This is a genomic window from Acinetobacter sp. WCHAc060033 (assembly GCF_004209125.1).
Taxonomy (GTDB): Bacteria; Pseudomonadota; Gammaproteobacteria; order Pseudomonadales; family Moraxellaceae; genus Acinetobacter; species Acinetobacter wuhouensis.
Map to the genome: position 1 here is coordinate 59,099 of NZ_SGSW01000016.1, position 26,219 is coordinate 85,317.

Consider the following 26,219-nt stretch of genomic DNA (forward strand, 5'->3'; position numbering starts at 1 on the left):
ATTATTGAAAAAATTGACTAAAAAATTTTGAAACATGTTCGATCAAAACTTGTATTGAGCTGAAGTTCAAACAATGAATTAATAAATATTCTCCTTATTGTTTAAGCCATAATTTACCTAAAGTTCACAGCTCACATGCACTTTGGCATTGATATTGCTTAATAAACTATGCCAAATAGAACATAAAAGAGGTTTGTATGCTAAAAGAAACGCTAGATACAAATTCACCGAAAGAACATTATTCTGAAAATTTTACTTTGCCTGTGATTGAGCAAACAGATACACAAACGACGCGCGCCATACAGCAACAAACGAGTCAGATTCAAGAGGTTGCACAATTTATTGATGTACAGCAACCCACACAACATTTGCTCAAACAAATGGATTCTATTTTTTTCAATGAAATGACGGATGATCAAGCTCTAGCGCCTGAAACAGCTGAAAAGATTGAAGATTGGCTGTCAAAGCACAGTATTTATGAACTTGAAAAGTTAAATGAATCAGCAAAATCACATTTTTTACATCAAGGTATTACATTTGCGGTCTATGGTGAAAAATCTGGAATTGACCGAACAATTCCCTTTGATTTAATTCCACGTGTGATTGCAAAACAGCAATGGAACAAAATAGCTGCTGGATGTACGCAAAGAATTCAAGCGCTGAATCTATTTCTTGCGGATATTTACCATCAACAACATATTTTAAAAGAGGGTTTGATTCCAGAGTTACAGGTGCTGTCACATGAAGCCTATCAACCGACGATGTTAAATAATACGCTAAATGGCAATATTTACAGTCAAATCAGTGGAATAGACATTGTTCGAGATCGTCATGGGGATTTCTTTGTACTCGAAGATAATTTACGTACACCATCGGGTGTGTCGTACATGATTGAAAGTCGTAAAATGAGCCAAAAACTCATGCCTGATTTGTGTAATCAAACGGTTGCAGGTATCGAGCAATACCCACAATTACTGCGTGAAATATTGGCTGAAAATTCTAAAGTCGATGCGCCAATGATCGTTGTACTCACGCCTGGTCGCTATAACAGTGCGTATTATGAACATGCTTTTCTTGCAAGGGAAATGGGTGTGCCATTGGTGACATCACGTGACCTTTTTGTTGAAAACGACAAGGTTTATGTGAAAACCATCCGAGGACGTCAACAAGTTGATGTAATTTATAGACGACTTGATGATGGGTTTTTAGATCCGTTGAGCTTTAGACCTGACAGCACTTTGGGTGTTGCAGGGCTCATGTCAGCATATATTAGTGGTCATGTGGTGATTGCCAATGCACCTGGAACTGGCGTTGCGGATGACAAATCAATTTATCCTTATGTGGATAAAATGATTGAATATTATCTCAATGAAAAGCCCATTTTATGCAATGTGCCTACTTATCAATGTCGTGAAGCAGAAGCTTTAGATTATGTTTTGGTAAATCTTGATAAGTTGGTCGTGAAAGAGGCGCAAGGCTCTGGTGGCTACGGTATGTTGATCGGCCCTAAGGCATCTGAGCAAGAAATTGATTTATTTAAAATCAAATTGATGAGTTCACCATCAGCCTATATAGCGCAACCCACTTTGGATTTATCTGTTGCACCAACATTATCTCATCAAGGTATAGCTGAACGACATATTGATTTAAGACCATTCATTTTAAGTTCTCCAGAACGGGTGGAAATTGTTCCAGGGGGCTTAACCCGTGTTGCGATGCAACAAGGCTCATTGGTGGTCAACTCATCACAAGGTGGTGGAATTAAGGACACATGGGTGATTGATGAATTTTCAATTTAGCCCACGCCCATAACCTCAACCAAAGGAGCGAGAACATGATTTTACTCAGTACAAATGCACAAAATATATTTTGGTTAGGTCGTTATTTAACACGTATACAATATTTATGTAGCCAATATCCATTTAAAACCAATGAATTGGCTTTAGATTATGCACATGCATTCTGTTTGCCTGCATTTGATGCCAGTTCATTGAATGAATTAATTTTAGATTTTGAACAACCTGCGTCGTTTCATCAGCAATTCATTTGTGCAAAAAATAATATTCATGATTTGCGTGGTGTGATTTCCGCACAATCTTTTGCTGCACTCAATCAATTATTGCAACAAGCTGAACAAAATGCAGGATTTATTTGCGATGTCTGTGAGGAATGCAATGACGTCTTAGAAGCTGAAGAAGACGAATTATTATTTCTATTTTTTAGTTTAGGGCAAAAAATGGAGCAACTGGATCGTAACTTACGTTTAAATCAAAATCATTCAGTGACCCTAATGCAGTTGGATGGTTTGATTCGCAGTTTAGATCAGGAAGGAATGAGTAGTTTGCCTGATGTTTGGTTGGAACTTAAACAACAGCCAAATCGTGCGAATTATTATCATTTTAGTGATCATATTGATTCATTATTTGAATTGGATCGCCTATGAAGCTCATGATTAATCATCAAACACATTATCAATATACTGAATGGGTAAAGAATAGTATTCAGTATATCAAGATGACGCCACAATCAAACATACACCAACATGTGACAGCGTGGCAGGTGAGTGTGCCGGGGGTGACACAACTGAAGCGTGATGCTTTTGATAATGTCTGGTTGACCAGTTCGCAGTCTGAGCCTTATCAACAAATGTTGATTATGGCACAGGGGTTTGTTGAGATTAATTTACACAATCAGTTTGGGGTTTCCGATCAATTATCCCCCTTGCTGTATTTGCAACCGACTGCGGCAACTTTATGTAATACAGAAATGCTGGATTTTGCAAAATCACATGTGCCGATAATTACCGTATCGAATTTTAAAAAACTTGCTGCAGCATTATTGAGTTATATGCCGTATATCAGTGCCAGTACGACAGTGATGCATACGGCAATGGAGTCTTTCACTGACCGACAAGGGGTATGCCAAGATCATAGCCATGTTTTGATTGCGATGGCGAAAGCTCTAGGTGTCCCTGCTCGCTATGTTTCAGGGTATTTGCATGTCAATCAGCAATCTCACCTAGCCAGTCATGCATGGGCTGAAGTCTTTATAGATGGGGTGTGGCATGTCATAGATGTGAGTAACCAACTTTTTCGTCCTGATTCGCATGTCTATGTAGCAGTCGGGCGAGATTATTGGGATGTTGCGCCTGTGCGAGGGATGCGTCAGCAAGGTGGAATTGAATCTATGTACTCTATCGTTCAAGTGCTTGCATGTTAATCTGATGAGTGTTAAATAGTCTAAATACTTGCAAAAGTGTGATTTATTTCAAATTTAAGACGTTGTTGTAAAAGGTAATTCTATGACGTATTGCTGTGCATTAAGGCTCAAAGATGGTTTGGTATTCATTAGTGATACAAGAACCAATGCAGGTGTAGATCATATTTCAGTATATCGAAAACTGTATACATTTGGGGTGCAGAATGAGCGTTTCATTTGCATTCAAACGTCTGGAAATTTGGCAACAACTCAAGCAGTCATCGGGCATTTGCAAAATCATTTAGCACTTAAACAAGAGCCTAATCTATATAGTGTAAATACCATGTTTGAAGTTGCAGGCTTGGTGGGACAAATCCTGCGTAAAGTGATCGCAGATGTAACCGAAGATACGCAAGAGCAAAGCAATTATTTTTGTAGTTTGTTAGTTGGTGGTCAGATCAAGGGCGAGGAAATGCAGTTGTATAATATTTACCCACAAGGGAATTTTATCTCTGCGACGAGTGATACGCCGTATTTTCAGATTGGTGAAAGTAAGTATGGTAAGCCTATTTTAGATCGTGCTCTAAGTTATGACATGCCTTTAGATGAAGCTTTACGCTGCAGTTTAATTTCTTTTGATTCTACTTTGCGTTCCAATGTTTCTGTAGGCATGCCATTGGATACTTTGGTTTATCAAAAAGATTCTTTTGTGATTCCGCAAGGAAAAAGAATCAATGATGATGAGCCTTATTTTCAGAATATCAGTAAGCAGTGGTCTGAAACCTTGAAGAAAGGTTTACAAGATTTACCAAAACCGAATGATGATTTTTTTCAGTGAGTTATATGTTGATAGGTTTTAAATAAAATATAGGGTTATGCTAATTTAAAATGTCTATTCTAAAAAATGCTTAAGTTTTAAATTCACAATAAATTCAAAAATGTATTGGGAGTTCCTTCTCTTGCGCGATATATGGCTCAGGGAGAAGGTTAGGATGAGGGGGCTTTTTAGAAGCTTAGGATGAGGGTGTTAAAACCCCTCATCTTTTTTATAAAGCTCAGATTTTCTTACGAACAGGACGATTGCTCATACGACATAGCAATTCATAACCAATCGTGCCATTGGCTTCTGCAACATCATCGACCAAACGATCTTTACCCCAAAGCTCGACTTCTGTGCCTAAAGGTGCATTTAAACCTGTGACATCAATCGCAATCATGTCCATTGCCACACGACCAATCACACGAGTTGTTTTGCCATTGATCGCAACATAGTTTTGCTTTGGAAATGCACGTGGATAACCATCTCCATAACCAATCGACACAATGGCGATATCCATTTCTGATTCAGCAACAAAGGTTGAACCATAACCAACCGATTCACCCGCTTGGATATGATTTAAAGCAATAATTTCCGTTGTAAACGTCATCACAGGTTTGATGTCTAAATCATTGGCAGACTTATCGGCAAAAGGTGATGCACCATAGAGCATGATGCCTGGACGAACAAAATCAAAGTTAAGTTCTGGCCATTTAAATATCGCAGCTGAGTTACAGCATGACGCCATAATTGGAGCGCAGGCTTCTTTGACATCTAAAAATTGATTTTTTTGTTGCTCATTTAAAGGATGATCTTCTGCATCAGCATTGGCAAAGTGCATTGCAAGTACGCAAGTAAAACCGTCTGCTTTGAGTGAGTTAATCACATCAATAATTTCAGGGACTTTGAAACCTAAGCGATTCATGCCACTGTTGAGTTTCACCCAAACTTTTAAACCTTTGGCAATGTAGGCATCTTTTTGAGTGCGTAACCAATCCAATTGTTCTTGCTGATGGACGATGACTTCAATGTTATTTTCAACAACCACAGCCATTTCATCGGCACTGAAAATACCTTCGATTAAGGTAATCGGCTGTTGATAGCCCAATGCACGAATTTCTAAAGCTTCTTCAAGGCAGGCAACACCGAATGCATCCGTTTCAGCTAAGGCGGCTAAACAGTCTTTTACGCCATGCCCATAGGCGTTGGCTTTGACCATGCTGACAATTTTAGCAGTTGGGGCAAGTTGTTTAACACGGTTTAAATTATATTGCAGCGCTTTACTGTCAATATAAACTGTTGCTTGGCGCACCCTGATTACTCCTTCAGGAAGATTAAAAACATAAACGTGCAGTCTAAGCTGCACGTCATTTGGAGAATATCAAATATTGCTGAGGATTTTCCAATGCGGTCTATTGTATGCCGTTCAATTTGAAATAAACATCAACATTTATGTTTTTGATAATTTTAATATTCAGCATCGGAAAATTGAACTTGATGACTTGAGCATTACAATATTCTCAGTTTAGCGGTGGTTCGATTTTCGATATTGATTCGGTGTCATGCCTGTATGTCGTTTGAAAAAATGATTTAAGGCACTTTGTTCTGAAAATGCTAATAAACTTGCAATATCAGACAGTGAGAGCTGTTCATCCTGCATATAGGTTTTGGTAAGTTCAAGACGCATCGAATCTAAAATACTTTTAAAATTTAATTTCTGTTCACGTAACAGATTTAGTAGTTTAGATTTGGAAATTGTCATTTCTTTAGCCACAAAATCAAGCGTCGGTGAGTTTTGCTCAATCCCCAAAGCCAACGCTTTTTGCACTTTATTTAATACGGTATTTTCAGGCGTAATATGCAGATGATGCATATATTTAAGTTGCGCTTCGGCTTGGCGATGATAGAGTCCGATAAAATAATCATGACTTAAATTAATCGGTTGTTTTAAATTATTTTTTTCAAAAATGATTGCACCGACTTTACATTGAAAATGGATTTCGCAGTTAAAAAATGACTCATAAATCGTTACATTTTTGGGCAATGTACCAGGTAATTCAATATATTGTGGTTTTAGCGTTTTATTATCAGGGCTGAGTTGCCACAGCATTTGCATAAAACAACTGATCCCCAACTCATATCCGATGCGGATGATATTCATAAAAACTTTATTATTCACAAATGCTTCTAGCTGAGGCACGTTCCACTGAACTTTAAGTGTTTGATCATCTTCAATAATATCAACTGCGAAGCCATCCCACATCAGGGCATAATATTTTTTAAAATGTAAAATGGCTTGTTCAAGATCACGACTATGTAAAATTAAATAGCCCAACACGCCCGAATATGAGGGTTGAAAATGTTGCGCGATTTTTAAACCCAAAGCATCGCCAGGATACAGTTGGGAAATATAATGCAGAATAAAACCCAATTCAGTGAGTTGTACCCGATGATCAGGTTGCCATGATTGCATGTGGCGAAATAATTCTGCATTTTGAATATTTTGTTCCGCTAAAAAATCACGGAACATACCTGCAATAGCACCATTCACTGTTGCTTTTTGATTCATATCATGTGCTAAGTTTTATTTTTAAATATAACGAAATCATAGCAAACCATACTTAGAATTGAATCCTGTTGTTGCAATAAATATTGAAATAAATTTAAGCAATTTTCTGTAACTTTTCAGTATTGCCCATCTTTTTAGGATGATTCATCGCTTGATGCATCAGTTGATAACCTTGTGTACCAATTTTCTCTTGAAATATTTTCAGAACAGCAGGCGTTTGCATCGCTTTGACTAAGGCTTTACCTGCTTGAATTGCTACACGATCTTTCATCGCTGAACGTGGCAACCCTGCAAGTTTGCAAATTTCTTTTGGTGTTAAAGCAACCACGATCGTTTTGAGTACAGGATAAAATTTCAAAATCATTTGCATCATCTGATCATCGGTTTCAACGCCTGATGGATCAAGCAAGGTGTTGATAATATCTCTTGTTTGTTGTGTGATTGCAGCTTTACTATTGGTCAGTTGAATGTAAGTACGAAATTCTTCACGAGTTTGTGGAAGATTGTTCAATTCACCGATTCCTTCTAGTGGATAGCCATGTTTACGGGCACTTTCTTTAACGGTTTCAATGCTCAAATCAGGATAAACTTCTTGTAAAGAAATCAGATATTGCACACTTTCTTTAAAAAATTGCGCTTCTTCTTCAGCAGGTAATTTTCCAACAAGTTTCTCATAGGCATAATAAACCGAATGCCATGTGATCAAATGTGTACCGACGACCAATAAGGGATCAAGCGCACTATATTGTTGCCCTGTCAGTGGAATATTGCCTTTAATGTGTGAATGTAGCTTGAACAAACGCTGATTGGCTTTACTCACAGTTTCTGTATCGGCAAAAATTACGGTCAGAAAATAGGTCATGGTACGACTTAAACGCCCAATCGGGTCTGATTTATAGGTTGCACGATCTGAGAGTGCCGCAGCAGCATCAATACTTGCCAAAACCTCAATATAGAATGATCGTGTCAGCCCAATAAATGCAGCAGGGTGTGACCATACTTTCCAACTGATTGAACCTGGACCAAATAATCCATGATCTTTGAAATTATTATTGGCAGTATCTAAATGAAAATGTATTGAAGATTCAGTCATGGCATTCCCTGATGTTGTTATTTTGCTGAGTAAAAATACAAATATCAGAATGATGCTAAAGCAGAAAACTTTGAAAATATTGATTATAAATCTGCAAATTTGATTATAAATACAATTTTATTCATTTAAATATGATGGATAGTGAAAATGATAAAAAGGAGTCATTCATATCTGTTTACAGATTTAATGATTCTAATGCTATTGTATCCTCTAAAATGTTTTTCAAATAATAGTAAATCATGAGGAATAAAAAATGGGAGCATGGTCACACGAACCATTTGGTAATGACACCGCCTGTGATTGGGCGGCTGAATTAGAAGAAAGCACGGGCTTTGTGGTGATAGAGCAAGCTTTAGATCAGGTCATTGCAGATAAAAATGAAGATTTTATTGATGCGGACGATGGCAGTATTGCGCATGCGGCAGCGGAAGTGTTGGCGCAAATCACAGGTCAGGGTACACAGGATCTGGATTTTCTGGATGGTGTGAGTCAGTGGATTGATCAACTGGATGCACGACCTCCTACTGCGCTGATTCAGAAAGCCATCATCGTTATTGATATCCTGACACAAGAAAATTCTGAACTCGATGAGTTGTGGCAAGATTCTGATGATTATGAAGAATGGACACAAAACTTAAATGAACTGAAAGAAATATTAAAAAATGCATCATAAACTTTGATATACCGAATAAATTGATGATGCGTATCTCTTATTATATTGGATTGTGTGCATTATTTTTTGCGCAGACAGTTTTGGCATGTATGCCATACTCAGCGGATGATGTATTTATTGCACGTTTTCAAAGTTCTCAAGCAGTGCAGGGTGACGGCTCAAATTTCGCTGTAGTGCTCAGTTCAGAAATTTTTATTTTCCGTTCATGGTCGGATATATTTAAATATGCTAAACCGAAACAATGGCATAGCGCATTTTCAAGTCAACATGTTGCAAAAGACAGTTTAATCATTGGTTTAGCTTATGCGCCTGATGGTGGAAAGCCTGAGCAATATCAGATCGCTTCATTTGCAGAACTGAGTTGTGAGAATGATCAGTTGAGTATTTCTAAACCAATTGCGCCATTTTTAGCGTGGAATAAACAAACAGCAAATTGTGCCTTGGGAGATCGGAAAGACACAGGAATTCTGGACGGTTTTTTAGAACATGATCAGGCTTATTATCTGGCGAAACTGCAACAGAAATATCCAAGCTGTCAGCAGTTAAATCAGGTATTTTCACCACTTGAAATGAATGATCATCCTCAACACTTACAAGCGATGTCGGGTTGGAAATTGTGGTGGGAAAGGCTGATAAAATTTATTAAATCATGGTTTTGAGCATATCAGCCTGAACATAAAGCGATAAACTGAAGAACACTTATGAAACAAAGAGCAAGAAATCCCTTACTCTTCATCATCATATTGCGCATAGTATTCAGGGGATAAGTTACTGAATCGAGTATATTGACCTTCAAAAGCTAAACGGACTGTACCAATTGGACCATTACGCTGTTTACCAATAATAATTTCTGCTGTACCTGCTTCTTTCGATTCTTTGTTATACACCTCATCACGGTAAATAAACATAATCAAATCGGCATCCTGCTCGATCGCACCAGATTCACGTAAGTCTGACATCACAGGGCGTTTATTTGGACGGTTCTCCAAAGAACGGTTGAGCTGAGACAGTGCAATGACAGGGCACATCATTTCTTTGGCAAGCGCTTTTAAGCTTCGTGAAATTTCACCAATCTCACCAACACGGTTATCGCCCATGCCTGGGACTTTCATCAACTGAAGATAATCGACCATGATACAACCCAACTTACCGCCGTGTTGTTTGGCAATACGTCTAGCTCGCGCACGCATTTCCGTAGGAGGTAGGGCAGAAGAGTCATCAATATACAGATGCTTTTCTTGAAGTTGTAGGATTGTACCTGTGACTTTAGACCATTCATCACCGTCCAATTTACCAGAACGTAAGTGACCTTGGTGGACTTTACCGTAAGCTGAAATCAAACGCATGGCGATCGAGTCAGCTGGCATTTCCATAGAAAAAACGAGCGCAGGTAAGTCACAGTTAAATAAAACACTTTCGACCAAGTTCATCGCAAAAGTGGTTTTACCCATCGAAGGACGTGCAGCGACAATGATCATGTCACCCGCTTGCATTCCCGAAGTCTTATTATCCAGCTCGGTAAAACCTGTAGTTAAACCTGTGATGTTGCCATCAAGTTGTGACAACTCATTCAATTTATCGAATACGTCCGCTACAACTGAGGTAATCGGTTTAGGACCTTGCGCTTTGGCATTGTTATTATGTTGTTCAGCAATCGAAAAAATATTGGTTTCAGCAAGGTCTAAAATTTCACTAACATCACGACCTTTGGTGTCATAAGCATTTTGGAGAATTTCATTGCCGACTTTAATCATATTTCTTAAAGTCGCAAATTCTTTAATTTTAGCTGCATAGGTTTCTAGGTTGTAGAAACTTGATGGTGAGTCTGCCATCAGTTGCATTAAATATTCTTCACCACCAATGGCATCGAGTAGATTTTGCTTAATTAGCCAGTCATTGACCAAAACTGCATCATAAGGCGAACTTTCTTGGGCAAGTTTTTCAATGGCACGGAAAATATATTTATGGCGTGTTGCGTAAAAGTCATTTTCATTCAACATGTCATTGACTTGTTCAAATGATTCGGCAACGGTCATCAATGCAGCAAGCACAGCTTGTTCAATCGCCAAGTTATGTGGAGGCGTGCGAAATTCTTTTAATTGTTGTGCTGTGTCTGATGACTTAGCATCTTTATTAAAATTATTTGATGAAGCTGTGGCGGTTGCCTGTGACATATAAGACCTTGATTTTAAATAATGTGTATGCGGTAAAAAAATTACTTACTTGATCAAGTAGGTATCTTAATGCAGCAGTCTGAAATTATCTAACGAGTATATTTGATAAGGGAGCATATCAAACTTACATAGGTAAATGGGGGAATGTTTGAAATTTTAAAGATAAAAAAAGAGCATACAAAAGTATGCTCTTTTTCTTGGTACGAAATTACTCAGATACGATAGTAACGAGAACTTCTGCAACAACATCATGGTGCAATTGGATTGCGATGTTGAATTCACCAGTGTTACGAAGCGCACCGTTAGGTAAACGTACTTCAGCACGGTCAACAACTAGACCAGCGTTAGTTAACGCGTCTGCGATGTCACGAGTACCGATAGAACCGAATAATTTACCTTCATCACCAGCTTTCGCAGTGATTACGATATTTACTTCGTTCAATTGGTCAGCACGTGCTTGAGCAGTAGCTAAAACTTCAGCTTCAGCTTTCTCAAGTTCTGCACGACGAGCTTCAAAAGCAGCAGTGTTAGCTTCAGTAGCAGCAACTGCTTTACCTTGAGGGATAAGGAAGTTACGGCCGTAACCAGCTTTAACTGATACTTTATCGCCTAATTTACCAAGGTTTTTAATGCGTTGTAATAAGATAATATCCACGGCTCAACCTCACTTATGATTGTCAGTGTAAGGAATCAACGCTAAATAGCGAGCTTGTTTGATAGCAAGCGCTAATTGACGTTGGTAACGAGCTTTAGTACCTGTAATACGGCTAGGAACAATCTTGCCGTTTTCAGTGATGTACTGTTTTAAAGTGTCGATATCTTTGTAGTCGATGTACGTAACGTTCTCAGCTGTAAAGCGGCAGAACTTGCGACGACGGTAAAAACGTGCCATTGATGTTCTCCTTATGCTTCAACAGAATCTTGAGCTTGTTGTGCTTCTTCACGTTGAGCTTTACGCGCACGTTTTTCTTCAGCACTCTTAGCGAGTAAAGATTCTTCAGTGATAGCGTGTTCACGACGGATAATTACATTACGAAGGATTGCATCGTTATAACGGAACAATTCTTCTAATTCATTAAGCGTAGTTTGACCACATTCGATGTTCATCAAAATGTAGTGCGCTTTGTGGATTTTGTTAATTGGGTAAGCCAATTGGCGACGGCCCCAATCTTCAAGACGGTGAATTTGACCTTCAGCATCTTTAATGTGAGAGATATAGCGTTCTACCATACCTACCACTTGATCGCTTTGGTCTGGGTGTACCAGAATTACGATTTCGTAGTGACGCATTGTCAGCTCCTTACGGTTTATGCAGCCCCATCCAAAAATGAATGAAGCAAGGAGTCATAATCTAACGTTAACTGAAACAGCTAACAGATTAAGCCGCAAAATTTGCGAGGAGGTATTATAGGCATAACACCATTGAATTACAATCTAAATAAACGGTGTTTCGCTGTACTATTTTGTGGTTTCTAAAACTTTTTGTACCAATTCACAATTTAATTTAGGTGGATTGATTTCATAAGCCACGATTTTTTGGCGATCTTCATGGAAAATGCGATCATTTTTTAATTGAAAGTCACTATTATTACTATACCAACGGAAATTAGGTAAGGATTGGTACGGGTCTTCAGATAAAAAAGTATATTTTTGATTGATTACCACATCGCGAGCCAGAGATTTGTAAAATCCTAGGCGAATATTACCTTTCCACTGGATTTGATCTATACGATCTTGCTGATTAAGAGGACGTGTATTGATTTCTACACGAGCTTGATAATTCATGACTTCAAAAAATAGAAAAAACGGAGCACCACCGCTAGAGAAAACATATTCTTTACCATTGCACATAATCCACTCATTTAAATAGTTTTTTTCTAAAGCGGTATACACAGTTCTTTCTTGATCAGTTAATTGTTCAAAAGTAACTTTTTTGTATTTTACTGGTGGAAAATCCCATAAATCTTCGTCACGATTAATTGTAGATACTCGATAGATATTCGCCCTTAAAGCATCTTGTAATTTTGTACTTGAACTCTTTGAAGCAGGGGCTTTATTCTCAGAAATTGGGGCTGTAATTGCGGATGATTCTGAGGGTTTGGTGTCCAAATTTTTTTGAGGCGAATTTGTGCTACATCCTTGTAATATCAACATTAAACAAAGTGTTCTTTTTAGCATGCTTATTTCCATGAGTTTAAAATAATAAAATCTATTGTATGAGAGATCGTAAGTTTGAAGTGGTGATATTCATTATTTAAAAAATGGCTAGTTTCTCAGCAAAAACACCACAAAACCCTTGAAATTTGAATCAGCTTTAAAGTTTAAATTTGGATTCCATTCACCATGCTGAACAAGCCCAATTTTATAAGGCAATTTTAGAGCTGAAACTTTCTTTAAATATTGCTGATAATTCGCAATCGTGGTTGAACCCTGGTAAGTCTGAATCACCATCTCATCAATATTTTCTCTAAATATCCTAAGCGTATTTTGATCTTGAATATTGGTCCAATCCATTAAACTGGTAATACTCAGTTGATATTGTTTCGGCAATATCTTTCTAAGTTTTTGAAGAAAAAGGGCATATTCATTTAAATTCTTCGTTCGTGCATCAAAGTCAATTTGAATCCCTTGAATATGATTGCCTGAGTTTTCCCATTGTCGAACACGTTTTAAAATTTGATCTAATTCATGGGTTTGCCAATTCAAATGATGATTTCTAAACACGAGCCATACTTTTTGGTGAGTTAATTTTAAAATTCCTGTGCCTTGAGGAATTAAAACAGACTGTTTAGAGCGTTTATCGACCCGAACTTCACCTTGTAAAATATAAATTTCTTTGGCTTTGGCTAAATAAGGTGCAGATTTAATATTGCCCCAAATCCAAAAAGCATCATAATCATTTGCATTAACATGATGATTTGAAGAAGCAGATTGACTCGGCTGGCATGCAATAATGCTCAAGCAACAAAGTGATAGCCATAAAAACCGAATCAATCTTTTTGACATGGAAACTACCAATAATATTTCAAAGATTTAGCCCAAGTGGTATTTGGATAATCTTGTTTGATTTGATCGTACCATTGTTTACGGACAGTTTTAGGTACTTCTTTATCATTACAATCATTCATACCGCTCGGTGAATAACACATGATGGCACGATATAGGGCATAGGCATGTAATTCTCCTTTAGTGCTTGATTTAATGATTGATTTATAAACATCACCGCGAGCAAATTCGCCTTTATCCTCTTGGTTTGAAGTATTCTCCCCATTCATTTGATAAGGAAAACCATGATGACCAGTTCGAACATATTCACCCATACAGACATTTAACAGTGGATCTTTGGGGGATTTTTCTAATTGACTGGTCAATGTTGGTAAATTAGAACATTTGAGTTGTTGTGTAATGGTTGTGCCATTCCAAACAAAATCGGCAAAGGGTGGTTTTTCTTTATATTTATCAGAACTTTCATAATCTTTATATTGCACAGCATCTTTTGGTAGCTGACTATAGTATTGATTAAATAGAGCATAATTTTGTAGGTTCAAAGATTTATGCAGTAAGGTGTAAATCGCTGCCTGTTTTTGATCAGTTGTTGCAACATTATTCTGAATGATATTTTGCAAAGATTTATTATTGGCTTTATAGAGGATAAAGCGTTTTTGTAAATTGATCTGGCCAATCAAAGGTTTCTTACCAATAAATGCACTGACATCTTGTTTGGTATTTAAATGATTGGACAGCGCTGTTTCAAATAAGCCACGCTGATAAGTATTTTTCGATTTATTGAGTAGTTGTGACCAATATTGTTCAGCTTGCGTAGGATTGGTTTTTTCTAAGATTTGACCTTTTAAAAAGGCTTGGCTCAGTTGAATGTATTGATTTAAATCATTGGCATCGGATAAATATTTTGAAGCTTCTTGTGGTTTTTTCTGAACATAAAATAAATGCACAGCTTGTAAATGTTTAAACAACTCAGGTTGATTTTTAAAAATTTCTTTTTGCGCATTCAACTGCGTCCACGTTATAGGTTTATAACCTTCGGCAGAAGAATCGCGCATTTGCATGAGATCATAAGTTGCCAATAAAAATGGATCATTCAAATTTTTAACATTGAAATATTGACTGCCAAAAATACGACGATCAATTTCGGCAGGGAACTCATTGACATCAAGATTGTAGTATTTGGATTTCGGATTGTTGATTTGCCAAACAATTTCATTGACCAATAAATCTTGTCGACCTGTAAGCCAAAATCCACGACGCATAAATCCACGTGCGCTGGCAGCATATTGACCATTTGGATAAGCTTTGAGATAAGCTGTAATGTTATCTAAAAACTGCTTCAGTAAAGTTTTATTAATTTTATCTAAGTCTACATCACCATATTGGTTGGTTCCTGTTGCATAGGCTGAATTTAAACTTGAGCGAATCAACATATATTGCGAAGTTTCTTTGAGCCAAGCATCATCAACGGTGGATAGTACTGAATATATCTTTGTTGCTGTGGAAAAGTTAGCATTGTAAAATGCAATTGTCGCATTTAAATAGGAGGCATATTGTCGAGTAGTAGGTGACCATTGCGCATTGATTGGAATTAATGGAATTTTATTGGTACATTCTGAAATTTTATTACGTTCAGCGATGAGAGCCTGTTTTTCAGATGCAGATATATTTTTATTATTTTGAACTTGAGTAATGAAACTGGTTTTACCATTGGCTAAAGTATTGCAACGTTCATCATAACCCTGTTGATCATTTGCAAATTTAATACGTTGGTTGGCAACCCGATTTTCTGCAGAAGGAACGCCTTCAAAAGGTGTTTGACCATAAGCGGATGTCCATAACTCAGTATCGGGTTGACGTGGTTTAATATTCGCCAAGCCTAAATCACTGAGCAATAACAGCATATTGGTTTGGTTATCATTACTTGGAACGAGAACAGGTAAATTACTACACTTATTGTAGCTGTCTCCATTTAAATAAAAATCAGGTTCACAAATGTCTTCAGCACCTGCATGCACAGTAGCGCTATAAAATAAAAAAGGTAGGGTGGAACTGAATAGGATTTTATAAATAAATTTAGTTTGAGTCTTCATTGAAAATGTGAAAGTTGTAATTATTGAAAATATGATAACAAGTGAAACAGGGAATACAAAGTGCAAAATATATTATTGAATCGAAATTGATTTGAGATTTAGAGCAGATCAAAAAAAAAAGATAGAGTGGAACTCTATCTTTTTAAAAAATTGGTAAATGTGGTGCAGGGGAGACGTAACTAAAACTAAAGCTAAAACTTAAAGCGGTAATTAAAATTACAGAATACAAAAAGTATTTTTTTGCCCAAACCTGATCATTTTCAGCTTTAAATCCAATCAGCGATAAATACACCCAATAAGCGCACATCACATTAAAGATAATTAAAAAGAAAATATTGGTATAGCCAAAACAATACAAACCATTTAATACCAGTGCAAATAAGATCACGTAGATCAGGCTTTCAACCTTAGTACGATAAATCGAACGCGCAACAGGTAAAATTGGAATCCCAGCATTTTTATAGTCATCGAAACGATAAACTGCAATTCCCCATGAATGTGGCATTTGCCAAAGTGCATATGCTAAAAAAATCAGTAGCGCAGCAACATCAAATTCATTTGAAACAGCGGTATAACCAATCACTGGAGGGCTTGCACCAGAAATACTGCCAATCACGGTTTGGTGAATGGTGGTACGTTTACTCCATAAACTATAAAAAATCACATATACGACAAAGCCAAGTACCGCAAAGCCAAATGCGTAGGCGTTGACAAAAAACCACAACAAAGCAAAGCCAAGTAAACCGAGCACAGCAGAAAACAATAAAGCAACTGTAGGGCTGATGGTTTTTTTGACTAAAGCACGATTCATCGTACGTTGCATTTTTTGGTCAATGTCTTGGTCAATGACATTATTCACAACACAGCCAGAAGCAACCACAAGGGTAGTGCCAAGGAGTGTGATGAGAAGTAAAAGGAAATCTACAGAACCTTGAGCGGCTAAGAAAAAGCCGCCCAAAGTGGTAACGAAGTTACCGAAGAGAATTCCTGGCTTAGTCAGGAATAGATATTTCTTCAACATGACACCCTAGAGCATCATGTTTGAATGTAAGTAGTTCATGATCCATACAGAACCGATGAGAAGAACTGCGATACACAAGATCGTGTAAATGAATGCAATCACATTCCAACGTTGTTCTGATGAAGTGTTCATGTGCAAGAAGAATACTAATTGAACAAGAACCTGCGCCACAGCTGTAATCGCAATCGTTGCTATAATCGCACCACGACCGAAGTCAGCTGGATGCATTGCCATATAGAATGGAACAATGGTAAGCAATACAGAAACAATAAAACCAATCGTATATTGTTTCACATTACCATGCGAAGCACCTGCAGAATTATGATCGTGACTCATTAGATAACTCCCAGTAAGTAAACGACGCTGAATACACAGATCCAAACGATGTCAAGGAAGTGCCAGAACAAGCTTAAGCAAGCAAGACGACGTGTGTTTGGAAGAGTCAAACCATTTTTCTTGATTTGATACATCAACACAAGCATCCAAACCAAACCAGAAGTTACGTGAATACCGTGTGTTCCTACAAGAGTAAAGAACGCAGATAAGAACGCACTCGTGCTTGGACCATGACCAGCATGAACTAAATGATTAAACTCATAAAGTTCCATACCGATGAACGTTGCACCGAATAACCAAGTAATCGCTAACCAAGTTAAAACTTGACCAACATTTTTCTTGTATGAAGCAAGTACTGCAAAACCAAAAGTCACAGAAGAGATCAAGAGAGCAAAAGTTTCTACAAGTACGAAACCTAAAGACTCACCAAATAAATCTTTTGGACTAGGAGTTCCAGGTGGAATATGACTGCTTAATACAGCGAACGCGATGAAGAGTGTACCGAATAAAATCAAGTCACTCATCAAGTAGGTCCAAAAACCAAAGACAGTGATGTCAGTATCATCGTGATGATGATGCTCATCGTGTCCGTGGTTATCGTGATGAAGTACTTCAGCCATTGTCTTAGTCCTTCTTCAAGTGTTTTTCAAGTAAAGCATAACGTTCGTTTTCGATACGTTCTACTTCAGCTGCAGGCACATAGTAATCCACTTTTTTCGTAAATGAACTTACGATGAAACTGATCACAGCACCTAAGAAAGTTGCAATAACAAGCCACCAAACATGCCATACCAAAGCCATGCCCATTACAGTAATGAACATTGCAATCACAAAACCAGCAGCGCGGTCAGTTGGCATATGAATATCTTCATATTCTGTTGGACGTGCATACGCTACACCATTTTCTTTGTCATTCCAGAAAGTATCAATACCATTGATTTTTGGAAGGTGAGCAAAGTTATAGAATGGAGCAGGTGATGACGTAGACCATTCAAGTACACGACCATCCCATGGGTCACCTGTGTGGTCCATGTTTTGTTCGCGTTGTAAGAAACCTACAACAACTTGCATGATGAAACAGAAAATACCGATTGCAACAAGGACAGAACCGAAGAATGCAATTGCAAGGTACGGATCCCATTCAGGGTTGTCATATGTATTCAAACGACGAGTCATACCCATGAAACCAAGGATATAAAGTGGAATGAATGCAAAATAGAAACCGAAGAACCAGAACCAGAAAGATGCTTTACCCCAAGTTTCATTTAACTTCCAACCAAACATTTTTGGCCAGTAGAAAGTGATACCTGCGAACATTGCAAATACTACACCACCAATAATTACGTTATGGAAGTGAGCAATCAAGAATAAAGAGTTGTGTACTAAGAAGTCAGCTGGTGGAACAGCCATTAATACACCAGTTAAACCACCGATACCGAAAGTCACAAGGAAGCCAAGAGTCCAGTACATTGGTGATGTAAATGTAATACGACCCTTATACATGGTGAATAACCAAGAGAAGATTTTCACACCTGTTGGGATCGCAATAATCATGGTCATGATACCGAAGAACGCGTTAACGTTGGCACCAGCACCCATGGTAAAGAAGTGGTGTAACCATACAACGAACGCAAGAACTGTAATTGCGATAGTTGCATATACCATTGATTTGTAACCGAACAAAGTTTTGCGAGAGAATGTAGATACTACTTCTGAGTAAATACCAAACGCAGGTAAAACTAAGATATATACTTCTGGGTGACCCCATGTCCAAATCAAGTTCACATAAAGCATTGGGCTACCGCCAAGCTCATTGGTGAAGAAATGGAAACCGAAGTAACGGTCAAGCGTTAACATTGCAATAGTTGCAGTTAACACAGGGAAAGATGCAATGATCAATACTGCTGTACAAAGTGCAGTCCAAGTAAAGATCGGCATGTCCATAAGACCCATGCCTGGCGCACGCATTTTGATGATGGTAACAAAGAAGTTAACACCTGTTAAAAGCGTACCTAAACCTGAAACCTGAAGTGCCCAGATATAGTAGTCAACACCAACACCAGGAGAATACTGAATACCTGAAAGAGGAGGGTAAGCCATCCAACCAGTTGCAGCAAATTCACCTAATACAAGTGATGCCATCATCAAACCAGCAGCGCCTGCGAATAACCAGAAGCTTAAAGAGTTTAACAATGGGAATGCAACGTCACGCGCACCAATTTGAAGTGGTACAGTGATGTTCATCATACCTACAACAAGACCCATTGCTACGAAGAAGATCATGATTACGCCATGCGCGGTAAAGATCTGATCGTAATGGTCAGGATGTAAGTAACCTTCACCGCCGCCTTTTGCAAGGAACAGTTGAAGACGCATCATGATCGCATCGGCGAAACCACGCACAAGCATGACCACAGATACAATGATATACATGATACCAATTTTTTTATGGTCTACAGATTTAAACCATACATTCCACAGGTAGCCCCATTTTTTGAAATAGGTGATACCACCAAGAAGCGCAGCAGCACCTAAAGCCATGATGACCATGGTTACAAGTACGATTGGCTCTTGATAAGGGATCGAGTCCCAGTTGAGTTTACCGAATAATACCGACATGTCTTATTCCTCTACTGAAGCAGTTGCATGTTCAGCACCAACATGTTCAGTACCCGCTTGCGCAGAATGATCTGCACCGTGGTAGTTGCTCATGTATTTATTGATAATGCTTTCGAACAAATTAGACTCAACTGAAGAATAGTAAGTTACAGGATACGGCTTAGTAGGGAATGGACCTTTACGTTCAGCTTCTTCTGCAAGTGCTTTTTCTTCTGGGGTATGCGCATTTTTGAGCATATTCTCAATTTGGTGCTTAGAACGGTCACCATCTTTAAGCGCTGCAAATTCTGCTGCATCTAAAACAGTTTTTTGTTGAGCTTCAGGGTTAATTGAAGTTCCTTTACCTGCTTTAACTGCTTCTACCCAGCTGTTGAATTCTGGTTCAGTAACAGAATGAGCTAAGAAGCGCATTTGTGTGAAACCATAACCACTATAGTTAGAAGAGAAACCACGATATACGCCAGTTTCATCAGCTAATACGTGTAACTGAGTTTGCATACCTGCCATTGCATAGATTTGACCTGCTAACTTAGGAATGAAGAAAGAGTTCATTGTAAAGTTAGAAGTCACTTTAAAGTTAACTGGCGTTTTTTCAGGGAAACGAATTTCGTTAACAGTTGCAATTTGTTGTTCAGGATAGATAAAGATCCATTTAAACTGTTCAGCAACAACTTGAATAGTTACAGGCGCTTTGTCTGATTCAAGCGGACGGTATGGGTCATATTTATGTGAGCCCCACCATGTTAAATACGCAAGAATAGCAATAATAATACAAGGGATACCCCATACTACAATTTCAATTGCAGTTGAATGTGCCCATGTAGGTTTATAGTCTGCATCTTTATTTGACGCGCGATATTTCCAACCAAACCATAATGCCATTAAAATCGAAGGAATTACGACCAATAACATTAAGTAGATCGCAGTCATCATCAGGTTACTTTGACCTTCAGCAACTGGACCTTTAGAGTTTAGAAGTACCATATCACCGCCACACCCAGTTAAGAGTGCAGCCATCGCAGATAAAGACAATACAGCTAAAGTCGTTTGTCTCATTTTACAACCTCGGTGAAGAGTCCCATTCCCTAAATAAATTCGGGATAGCGAATAAAGTGTCGCATGATTGAAAATGACTATTATTTACAAATAGCAAACATTCTCAATCATCTGACACCGCTACGTTGTAGGGCATTATGCCTCATATCAGCAAACTTAGCTATAGATAAAGTGGCTTTAAATGACTGTAATAAAAACCAATTTATTTACTCAGGATTAAATTCAATTGAGCTTATTTGGATAATAAAAACAATTGCTTATGAATTGTATGGTTTTATATTACATCCCTATGTTTATGTGAAAAGTTTTTCATTTATCACTTTGTATTTAGCAAATTGGTTAAGTAAAACTTAGCAGTTTTGACTGAAAACAATGATATACATCATGCTTTGCAATTTAGAGAATCGAAACTTAATTTTTAGAATAAGAGAAGGTTGTGTTTGGATGATAAATGTTTAGATATTTGCTCAGTATGATTCTTTAATAATGAGGTAGCACTTTTATATGTTCTTATTGATGTAGGTTAATGAATATAAAACATTGAGTTTTATATTCATTGGGAAATTTGTGAAGCATTCTTAATGCTTGTAATTACATTTCTATTTTGAAATGTCAATCACTTTGGTTTTTGAGATACGGTCATGTAAGGCGTAATGTGGTTTTGAAAGGAACATAACGAAATCGACAATAAAAACAATCACAAGTAATGGAATAATACTTGTTAATTGAGAAATAAGTAAAAATAAGAATGTACGTACAAAAAAAGCACGTAGAGAGCCTGCAAGTTGATTGGTTTCTACATCAACAATTTGTAATTTGAATATTTTTTTTCCAATGGATTGACCAGTTTTGCTGATTAAAAAATATTGTACAATTAATAATGCAAATAAATATACCAGTAAACCAGTGCTCACATAAACTGGCATGCTTTGGGTAAGCATTTCAGTGACTTTTGTTTGATTCTCAGCTGAATATCCTGATTCTGCTATTTTATACGCATCAGCAGGTAGGTAGTAGATAATGGCACACATCTGCGGGATTAAAAGCAATAAAAAATCGATCAGTTTTGCAGAAATACGCTTACCTACAGAAGCAGGTGTGACCGATACTTGAGTCTTTTTCTCTACTTTTAGGCTTTGTATAGTTGGGTTTACTTCATGGGGATTTGACACGGGTGGATTGTGTATAGGTTCAAATACAAGTTTACCTTGTGTAAGTTCGCCAAGTGCTTTCCATTCAGTCATACCTTGATACCATGCTAAATCAGTCAATAAAACTTGTTGACTTGCAAGCATCTGGTTGAGTTCTTCAACTGAGTAGGGACCAGCTTGTTGGTTATTTCTCGCCAAGTAAATTTGCATAAAACTTAAATCTCAAAATAAATCTAAAATCGTGAATGAATACAATATAACATAAACTGAATTCATCAATTTTTATAAACGACTATGTATACAAGATTTTTACCCTGTTGAAAATTAAATTTACGTGAAATTTTAAAATCAACGATGAGAAACAATTTTATTATGTGTTTATTTTCACTAAAAAACTTACATTCAAGTTTAATAGCCATTTTATGTTGTCACTATGTTTTTAATTTTATCGTGTGTTGTTGTTTGAAATAAAAAAGACCCTCGAAAGGGTCTTTTTTTCAGTTTAATTAAGCTTAAGCTTTAGATTTTTCCTCAGCAAGGAAGAACCAAGTATCTAAAACTGAGTCTGGGTTTAAAGAAACAGATTCGATACCTTGTTCCATTAACCAGAAAGCTAAGTCTGGGTGATCTGAAGGACCTTGACCACAGATACCGATATATTTACCTGCTTTACGGCAAGCATGAATTGCCATAGAAAGTAATGCTTTAACCGCTGGATCACGTTCATCGAACAAGTGAGAAACAATACCAGAGTCACGGTCTAAACCAAGCGTTAACTGAGTTAAGTCATTTGAACCGATAGAGAAGCCATCGAAGTGTTCAAGGAATTGTTCAGCCAATAACGCATTGGTTGGCAATTCACACATCATGATCACTTTAAGACCATTTTCACCACGTTTAAGACCGTTTTGAGCCAATAATTCGATGACACGTTTCGCTTCGTGAACTGTACGTACGAAAGGAATCATGATTTGAATATTGGTTAAGCCCATTTCGTCACGTGCTTTTTTCAACGCGCGGCATTCTAACTCGAAGCAGTCACGGAAGTTATCAGACACATAACGGCTTGCACCACGGAAGCCCAACATTGGGTTTTCTTCTTCAGGCTCGTACAATTTACCGCCGATCAAGTTCGCATATTCGTTAGATTTAAAATCTGACATACGAACAATCACTGGCTTATCCGCAAATGCAGCAGCAAGCGTAGAAATACCTTCAACTAGTTTTTCTACATAGAATTCGATTGGTGATGAATAACCCGCAGTACGCGCCATTACAGCTGCACGAGTTTCACGTGGTAGGCTGTCAATGTTTAATAATGCTTTAGGATGTACACCGATCATACGGTTAATGATAAATTCTAAACGCGCTAGACCGATACCTGCGTTTGGAATTTGTGCAAAGTCAAATGCACGGTCAGGGTTACCCACGTTCATCATGACTTTGAATGGAAGCGCAGGCATAGACTCAATCGAGTTACGTTGGATTTCAAAATCCAAAGCACCTTCGTAGATAAAGCCTGTATCACCTTCAGCACAAGAAACAGTTACTTCTTGACCATCTACAAGGACTTCAGTTGCATTACCACAACCTACGATTGCAGGAACACCTAATTCACGAGCGATAATTGCTGCGTGACAAGTACGACCACCACGGTTAGTGACGATTGCTGCGGCACGTTTCATCACTGGTTCCCAGTCTGGGTCAGTCATGTCTGATACAAGAACGTCACCTGGTTGTACTTTGTCCATTTCTTTAATAGAAGTAACGATACGGACTTTACCAGAACCGATACGTTGACCGATTGAACGACCTTCACAAAGTACAGTACCTTTTTGTTTAAGTAGGTAGCGTTCCATTGTGCCGACATTTTCACGGCTTTTAACTGTTTCAGGACGTGCTTGAACGATATAGATCTGACCGTCGTCACCATCTTTCGCCCATTCGATGTCCATCGGTGCTTGATAATGTTCTTCAATAATCAATGCTTGTTTAGCAAGTTCTTGAAGTTCTAAATCATTCAAAGCGAACTGTTGACGTTCAGCTTTTTCGACGTCTACAACAACAACAGATTTACCTGCTGCACCTTCTTCACCATAAATCATTTTTTGGTGTTTAGAACCAAGGTTACGACGGATGACTGCGTGTTTACCATTTCTAAGAAGTGGTTTTGAAACATAGAATTCGTCAGGGTTTACTGCACCTTGTACAACCATTTCACCCAAACCATAAGAGGCAGTGATGAATACCGCTTCACGGAAACCTGATTCTGTATCAAGGGTAAACATTACACCTGCAGCACCCGTTTCAGAGCGAACCATACGCTGAACACCTGCTGAAAGAGCAACGATGTCATGCGCGAAGTTTTGGTGTACACGGTAAGCAATCGCACGGTCATTATAAAGTGAAGCAAAAACTTCTTTAATCGCGATGAGAACGTTGTCGATTCCGCGAATGTTTAAGAAAGTTTCTTGTTGTCCTGCAAAAGACGCATCTGGTAAATCTTCAGCTGTAGCAGAAGAACGAACTGCAACTGCAATGTCTGGGTTACCATTTGAAAGTGCTGCGAAAGCTTCGCGAACTTCTTTTTCTAAACCAGCTGTAAGAGGAGTGTCTACAATCCATTGACGAATTTTTGCGCCTGTTTCTGCAAGTGCAATAACATCATCGACATTCAATGTTGCTAATTCGGCATTGATTTTAGCGTTTAGACCACTTTGCTCAAGGAATTCGCGGTACGCGTCAGCAGTAGTTGCAAAACCACCTGGTACTGATACGCCAGCATTAGCTAAATGGCTGATCATTTCTCCCAGTGATGAGTTTTTACCACCCACGAGTTCAACGTCGTGTTTTCCTAGTTTTTCCAGACCGATTACGCGTGCTTCCAAAGTTGTTACTCCACTTATGCAGTTTTAATCACTATCTTGGCGTGAAATTATAACAAAAAACTGAGCTTTTTTATTCCACTCAGTCTAAGGTCATGTAAGATGGGCTTACTATAAAGATTATACATCGCTAAGACAAATGTGTAAGGAGATTTTTAATGTCAGAAAGTAACCAGATAAAGAGAAGTGTATTTTTTATTTCTGATGGTACAGCGATCACTGCTGAAACCCTTGGACATTCTTTATTAGCGCAATTTCCTCATGTAAAGTTTGATATACATATTATTCCCTATATTACCTCTGAAGAAGCTGCCATGAATGTGGTTGAAGAGATCAATATTCGTGCGGAAAAAGACGGTCAACAACCCCTAGTTTTTGACACTTTGGTTGACCCTTATGTACGTGACATTATTAATACTGCAAATGCTGTAAATCTTGATGTTTTTGAAGGGCTTATTAGTAAACTTTCGGATGTTTTAGGTACTCAGCCTACGACTTTAGTCGGGCAGACCCATGCGGTAACTGATTCTGAGTCATACAAAGCACGTATTGATGCAGTGCATTTTGCTTTGGATAATGACGATGGGGCACGTACCCGTCATTACGATAAAGCTGACTTAATTTTGATCGGGGTGTCTCGTTCAGGGAAAACTCCAACCTCGATTTATTTGTCATTACAATTTGGAATTCGTGTTGCAAATTATCCACTTACAGAAGAAGATTTGGATGATAACCGCTTGCCAGCAGTGCTGAAAGAACATAAACACAAGTTGTTCGGTTTAATGATTGATGCTGAGCGCTTGGTTGCGATTCGTACAGAACGTAAGGCGAATAGCCGTTATGCGAGCTTTTCACAATGCCAAATGGAACTACGGGCTGTGGAAGGAATTTACATTTCAGAGGGGATTAAATACTTAAATGTTTCGGAAATGTCGATTGAAGAAATCTCAACACGTGTACTGCAAATGACAGGTTTAAAACGTCGAATTGGTTGATATTTAATCTCTAAAAATCTATTTTTTTGTCGTGATTAAGCTGAATGTAAATTCGGCTTTTTTTATGTTTTGTCATTACAAATATTGTGCTTATTCATATAAAATTTCTATTAATCAGCACAATAAAATGGACTGTATTTAGTAGGATTTGATTGAATTATACCCATTATTAGTCTGGAGTTTTCAAGATGCTTATAAGGTATCACTCAAAAAAATGAGGCATAGTTATATAAAAAATGATGTAAATATTATCTGAAATGATATTAGGTATAGCAACTATTTAAAATCTAAATAGTAAAATGAAGGAAATTTAGTAAATTTTGATTAATAAATACACAATTTGGTTTTTTTGTGACGTAAAATTTTTCATCTACTTGCTGTTCTATTGCCCGAAAAAAAGTTTTTGGGTGAATTTTATCCAAGGCATCATTTTAAAATTGATTAAAAATGAAATAAAAGTAATGTAATTCCATCATCATTGAATTAGGAATTAGGAATTAGGAATTAGGAATTAGGAATTAGGAATTAGGAAT

Annotated in this window: 25 protein-coding genes; 8 read left to right on the plus strand and 17 right to left on the minus strand. The window is 37.7% G+C overall.

Features of this window, described 5'->3' with window-relative positions; genetic code table 11:
- Window positions 1-197: 197 nt before the first annotated feature.
- The 4 genes from EXE10_RS09170 (at window position 198) to EXE10_RS09185 (ending at window position 4,036) form a co-directional block, all read left to right on the plus strand.
- Window positions 198-1,799, plus strand: a complete 1,602-nt coding sequence (locus tag EXE10_RS09170; protein ID WP_130113156.1) for a circularly permuted type 2 ATP-grasp protein — start codon at window positions 198-200, stop codon at window positions 1,797-1,799.
- A gap of 35 nt (window positions 1,800-1,834) precedes the next feature.
- Window positions 1,835-2,443, plus strand: a complete 609-nt coding sequence (locus EXE10_RS09175) for an alpha-E domain-containing protein (RefSeq protein ID WP_068976225.1) — start codon at window positions 1,835-1,837, stop codon at window positions 2,441-2,443.
- Window positions 2,440-3,219, plus strand: a complete 780-nt coding sequence (locus tag EXE10_RS09180; RefSeq protein ID WP_130113157.1) for a transglutaminase family protein — start codon at window positions 2,440-2,442, stop codon at window positions 3,217-3,219. The genes EXE10_RS09175 and EXE10_RS09180 overlap by 4 nt, the downstream gene beginning before the upstream one ends.
- A gap of 82 nt (window positions 3,220-3,301) precedes the next feature.
- Window positions 3,302-4,036 carry a proteasome-type protease gene (locus EXE10_RS09185; RefSeq protein WP_130113158.1) on the plus strand — a complete coding sequence of 245 codons (735 nt, stop codon included), beginning with the start codon at window positions 3,302-3,304 and terminating at the stop codon, window positions 4,034-4,036.
- A 217-nt stretch (window positions 4,037-4,253) separates the two neighbouring features.
- On the opposite strand, the gene alr is transcribed toward EXE10_RS09185, so the two are convergent.
- The 3 genes from alr to EXE10_RS09200 all read right to left on the minus strand — a co-directional run bounded on the left by alr (window position 4,254) and on the right by EXE10_RS09200 (window position 7,677).
- The gene (gene alr, locus EXE10_RS09190) at window positions 4,254-5,327 is read right to left on the minus strand and encodes an alanine racemase (RefSeq protein WP_130113159.1); all 1,074 of its coding nucleotides are present in this window, start codon (window positions 5,325-5,327) and stop codon (window positions 4,254-4,256) included.
- 213 nt (window positions 5,328-5,540) lie between these two features.
- Complete coding sequence (locus EXE10_RS09195; protein ID WP_130113160.1) at window positions 5,541-6,584, minus strand: AraC family transcriptional regulator; 1,044 nt, start codon at window positions 6,582-6,584, stop codon at window positions 5,541-5,543.
- A gap of 94 nt (window positions 6,585-6,678) precedes the next feature.
- On the minus strand, window positions 6,679-7,677 hold the full coding sequence (locus EXE10_RS09200) for an oxygenase MpaB family protein (RefSeq protein ID WP_130113161.1): 999 nt from the start codon (window positions 7,675-7,677) through the stop codon (window positions 6,679-6,681).
- Window positions 7,678-7,930: 253 nt separating this feature from the next.
- Here EXE10_RS09200 and EXE10_RS09205 point away from each other — a divergent pair, with 253 nt between their 5' ends.
- Both EXE10_RS09205 and EXE10_RS09210 read left to right on the plus strand, forming a co-directional pair.
- Window positions 7,931-8,350, plus strand: coding sequence for a DUF4259 domain-containing protein (locus EXE10_RS09205; RefSeq protein ID WP_130113162.1), 420 nt, complete (start codon window positions 7,931-7,933; stop codon window positions 8,348-8,350).
- A 23-nt stretch (window positions 8,351-8,373) separates the two neighbouring features.
- Entirely contained in the window at window positions 8,374-9,009 is a 636-nt protein-coding gene (locus tag EXE10_RS09210) for a hypothetical protein (protein ID WP_323052815.1), read from the plus strand.
- A 66-nt stretch (window positions 9,010-9,075) separates the two neighbouring features.
- On the opposite strand, the gene dnaB is transcribed toward EXE10_RS09210, so the two are convergent.
- The 12 genes from dnaB to cyoA all read right to left on the minus strand — a co-directional run bounded on the left by dnaB (window position 9,076) and on the right by cyoA (window position 20,655).
- Window positions 9,076-10,524 carry a replicative DNA helicase gene (gene dnaB, locus EXE10_RS09215; RefSeq protein ID WP_068976219.1) on the minus strand — a complete coding sequence of 483 codons (1,449 nt, stop codon included), beginning with the start codon at window positions 10,522-10,524 and terminating at the stop codon, window positions 9,076-9,078.
- 208 nt (window positions 10,525-10,732) lie between these two features.
- On the minus strand, window positions 10,733-11,179 hold the full coding sequence (gene rplI, locus EXE10_RS09220) for a 50S ribosomal protein L9 (protein WP_068976218.1): 447 nt from the start codon (window positions 11,177-11,179) through the stop codon (window positions 10,733-10,735).
- Between the two features lie 9 nt (window positions 11,180-11,188).
- Entirely contained in the window at window positions 11,189-11,416 is a 228-nt protein-coding gene (gene rpsR / locus EXE10_RS09225; protein ID WP_004719336.1) for a 30S ribosomal protein S18, read from the minus strand.
- Window positions 11,417-11,427: 11 nt separating this feature from the next.
- Window positions 11,428-11,814, minus strand: a complete 387-nt coding sequence (rpsF, locus tag EXE10_RS09230) for a 30S ribosomal protein S6 (protein WP_068976217.1) — start codon at window positions 11,812-11,814, stop codon at window positions 11,428-11,430.
- A 168-nt stretch (window positions 11,815-11,982) separates the two neighbouring features.
- On the minus strand, window positions 11,983-12,702 hold the full coding sequence (locus EXE10_RS09235) for a hypothetical protein (RefSeq protein WP_130113163.1): 720 nt from the start codon (window positions 12,700-12,702) through the stop codon (window positions 11,983-11,985).
- 87 nt (window positions 12,703-12,789) lie between these two features.
- Window positions 12,790-13,530 (minus strand): DUF3142 domain-containing protein, encoded by a 741-nt coding sequence (locus EXE10_RS09240; protein WP_130113164.1) that lies wholly within the window; start codon window positions 13,528-13,530, stop codon window positions 12,790-12,792.
- A 5-nt stretch (window positions 13,531-13,535) separates the two neighbouring features.
- Complete coding sequence (locus tag EXE10_RS09245) at window positions 13,536-15,623, minus strand: hypothetical protein (protein ID WP_130113165.1); 2,088 nt, start codon at window positions 15,621-15,623, stop codon at window positions 13,536-13,538.
- Between the two features lie 142 nt (window positions 15,624-15,765).
- Entirely contained in the window at window positions 15,766-16,644 is an 879-nt protein-coding gene (gene cyoE, locus EXE10_RS09250; protein WP_068976213.1) for a heme o synthase, read from the minus strand.
- A gap of 6 nt (window positions 16,645-16,650) precedes the next feature.
- Window positions 16,651-16,980 carry a cytochrome o ubiquinol oxidase subunit IV gene (gene cyoD, locus EXE10_RS09255; protein WP_068976212.1) on the minus strand — a complete coding sequence of 110 codons (330 nt, stop codon included), beginning with the start codon at window positions 16,978-16,980 and terminating at the stop codon, window positions 16,651-16,653.
- Entirely contained in the window at window positions 16,980-17,600 is a 621-nt protein-coding gene (gene cyoC, locus EXE10_RS09260; protein ID WP_068976211.1) for a cytochrome o ubiquinol oxidase subunit III, read from the minus strand. Before cyoC ends, cyoD begins: the two co-directional genes overlap by 1 nt.
- 4 nt (window positions 17,601-17,604) lie before the next feature.
- Window positions 17,605-19,599, minus strand: coding sequence for a cytochrome o ubiquinol oxidase subunit I (cyoB, locus tag EXE10_RS09265; RefSeq protein WP_068976210.1), 1,995 nt, complete (start codon window positions 19,597-19,599; stop codon window positions 17,605-17,607).
- Window positions 19,600-19,602: 3 nt separating this feature from the next.
- Window positions 19,603-20,655 carry a ubiquinol oxidase subunit II gene (gene cyoA, locus EXE10_RS09270; RefSeq protein ID WP_068976209.1) on the minus strand — a complete coding sequence of 351 codons (1,053 nt, stop codon included), beginning with the start codon at window positions 20,653-20,655 and terminating at the stop codon, window positions 19,603-19,605.
- Window positions 20,656-20,718: 63 nt separating this feature from the next.
- On the opposite strand from cyoA, the gene EXE10_RS09275 reads away from it, so the two are divergent.
- Window positions 20,719-21,009, plus strand: coding sequence for a hypothetical protein (locus EXE10_RS09275; protein ID WP_130113166.1), 291 nt, complete (start codon window positions 20,719-20,721; stop codon window positions 21,007-21,009).
- A gap of 245 nt (window positions 21,010-21,254) precedes the next feature.
- Here the strand turns inward: EXE10_RS09275 and EXE10_RS09280 are convergent, their stop codons facing one another.
- The gene (locus tag EXE10_RS09280) at window positions 21,255-22,016 is read right to left on the minus strand and encodes an RDD family protein (RefSeq protein WP_087552743.1); all 762 of its coding nucleotides are present in this window, start codon (window positions 22,014-22,016) and stop codon (window positions 21,255-21,257) included.
- Between the two features lie 302 nt (window positions 22,017-22,318).
- Window positions 22,319-24,694, minus strand: coding sequence for a phosphoenolpyruvate synthase (ppsA, locus tag EXE10_RS09285; RefSeq protein WP_068976207.1), 2,376 nt, complete (start codon window positions 24,692-24,694; stop codon window positions 22,319-22,321).
- Between the two features lie 155 nt (window positions 24,695-24,849).
- Between ppsA and EXE10_RS09290 the strand changes: the two genes are divergently transcribed.
- Window positions 24,850-25,686 (plus strand): pyruvate, water dikinase regulatory protein, encoded by an 837-nt coding sequence (locus tag EXE10_RS09290; RefSeq protein ID WP_068976206.1) that lies wholly within the window; start codon window positions 24,850-24,852, stop codon window positions 25,684-25,686.
- Window positions 25,687-26,219 lie beyond the last annotated feature (533 nt).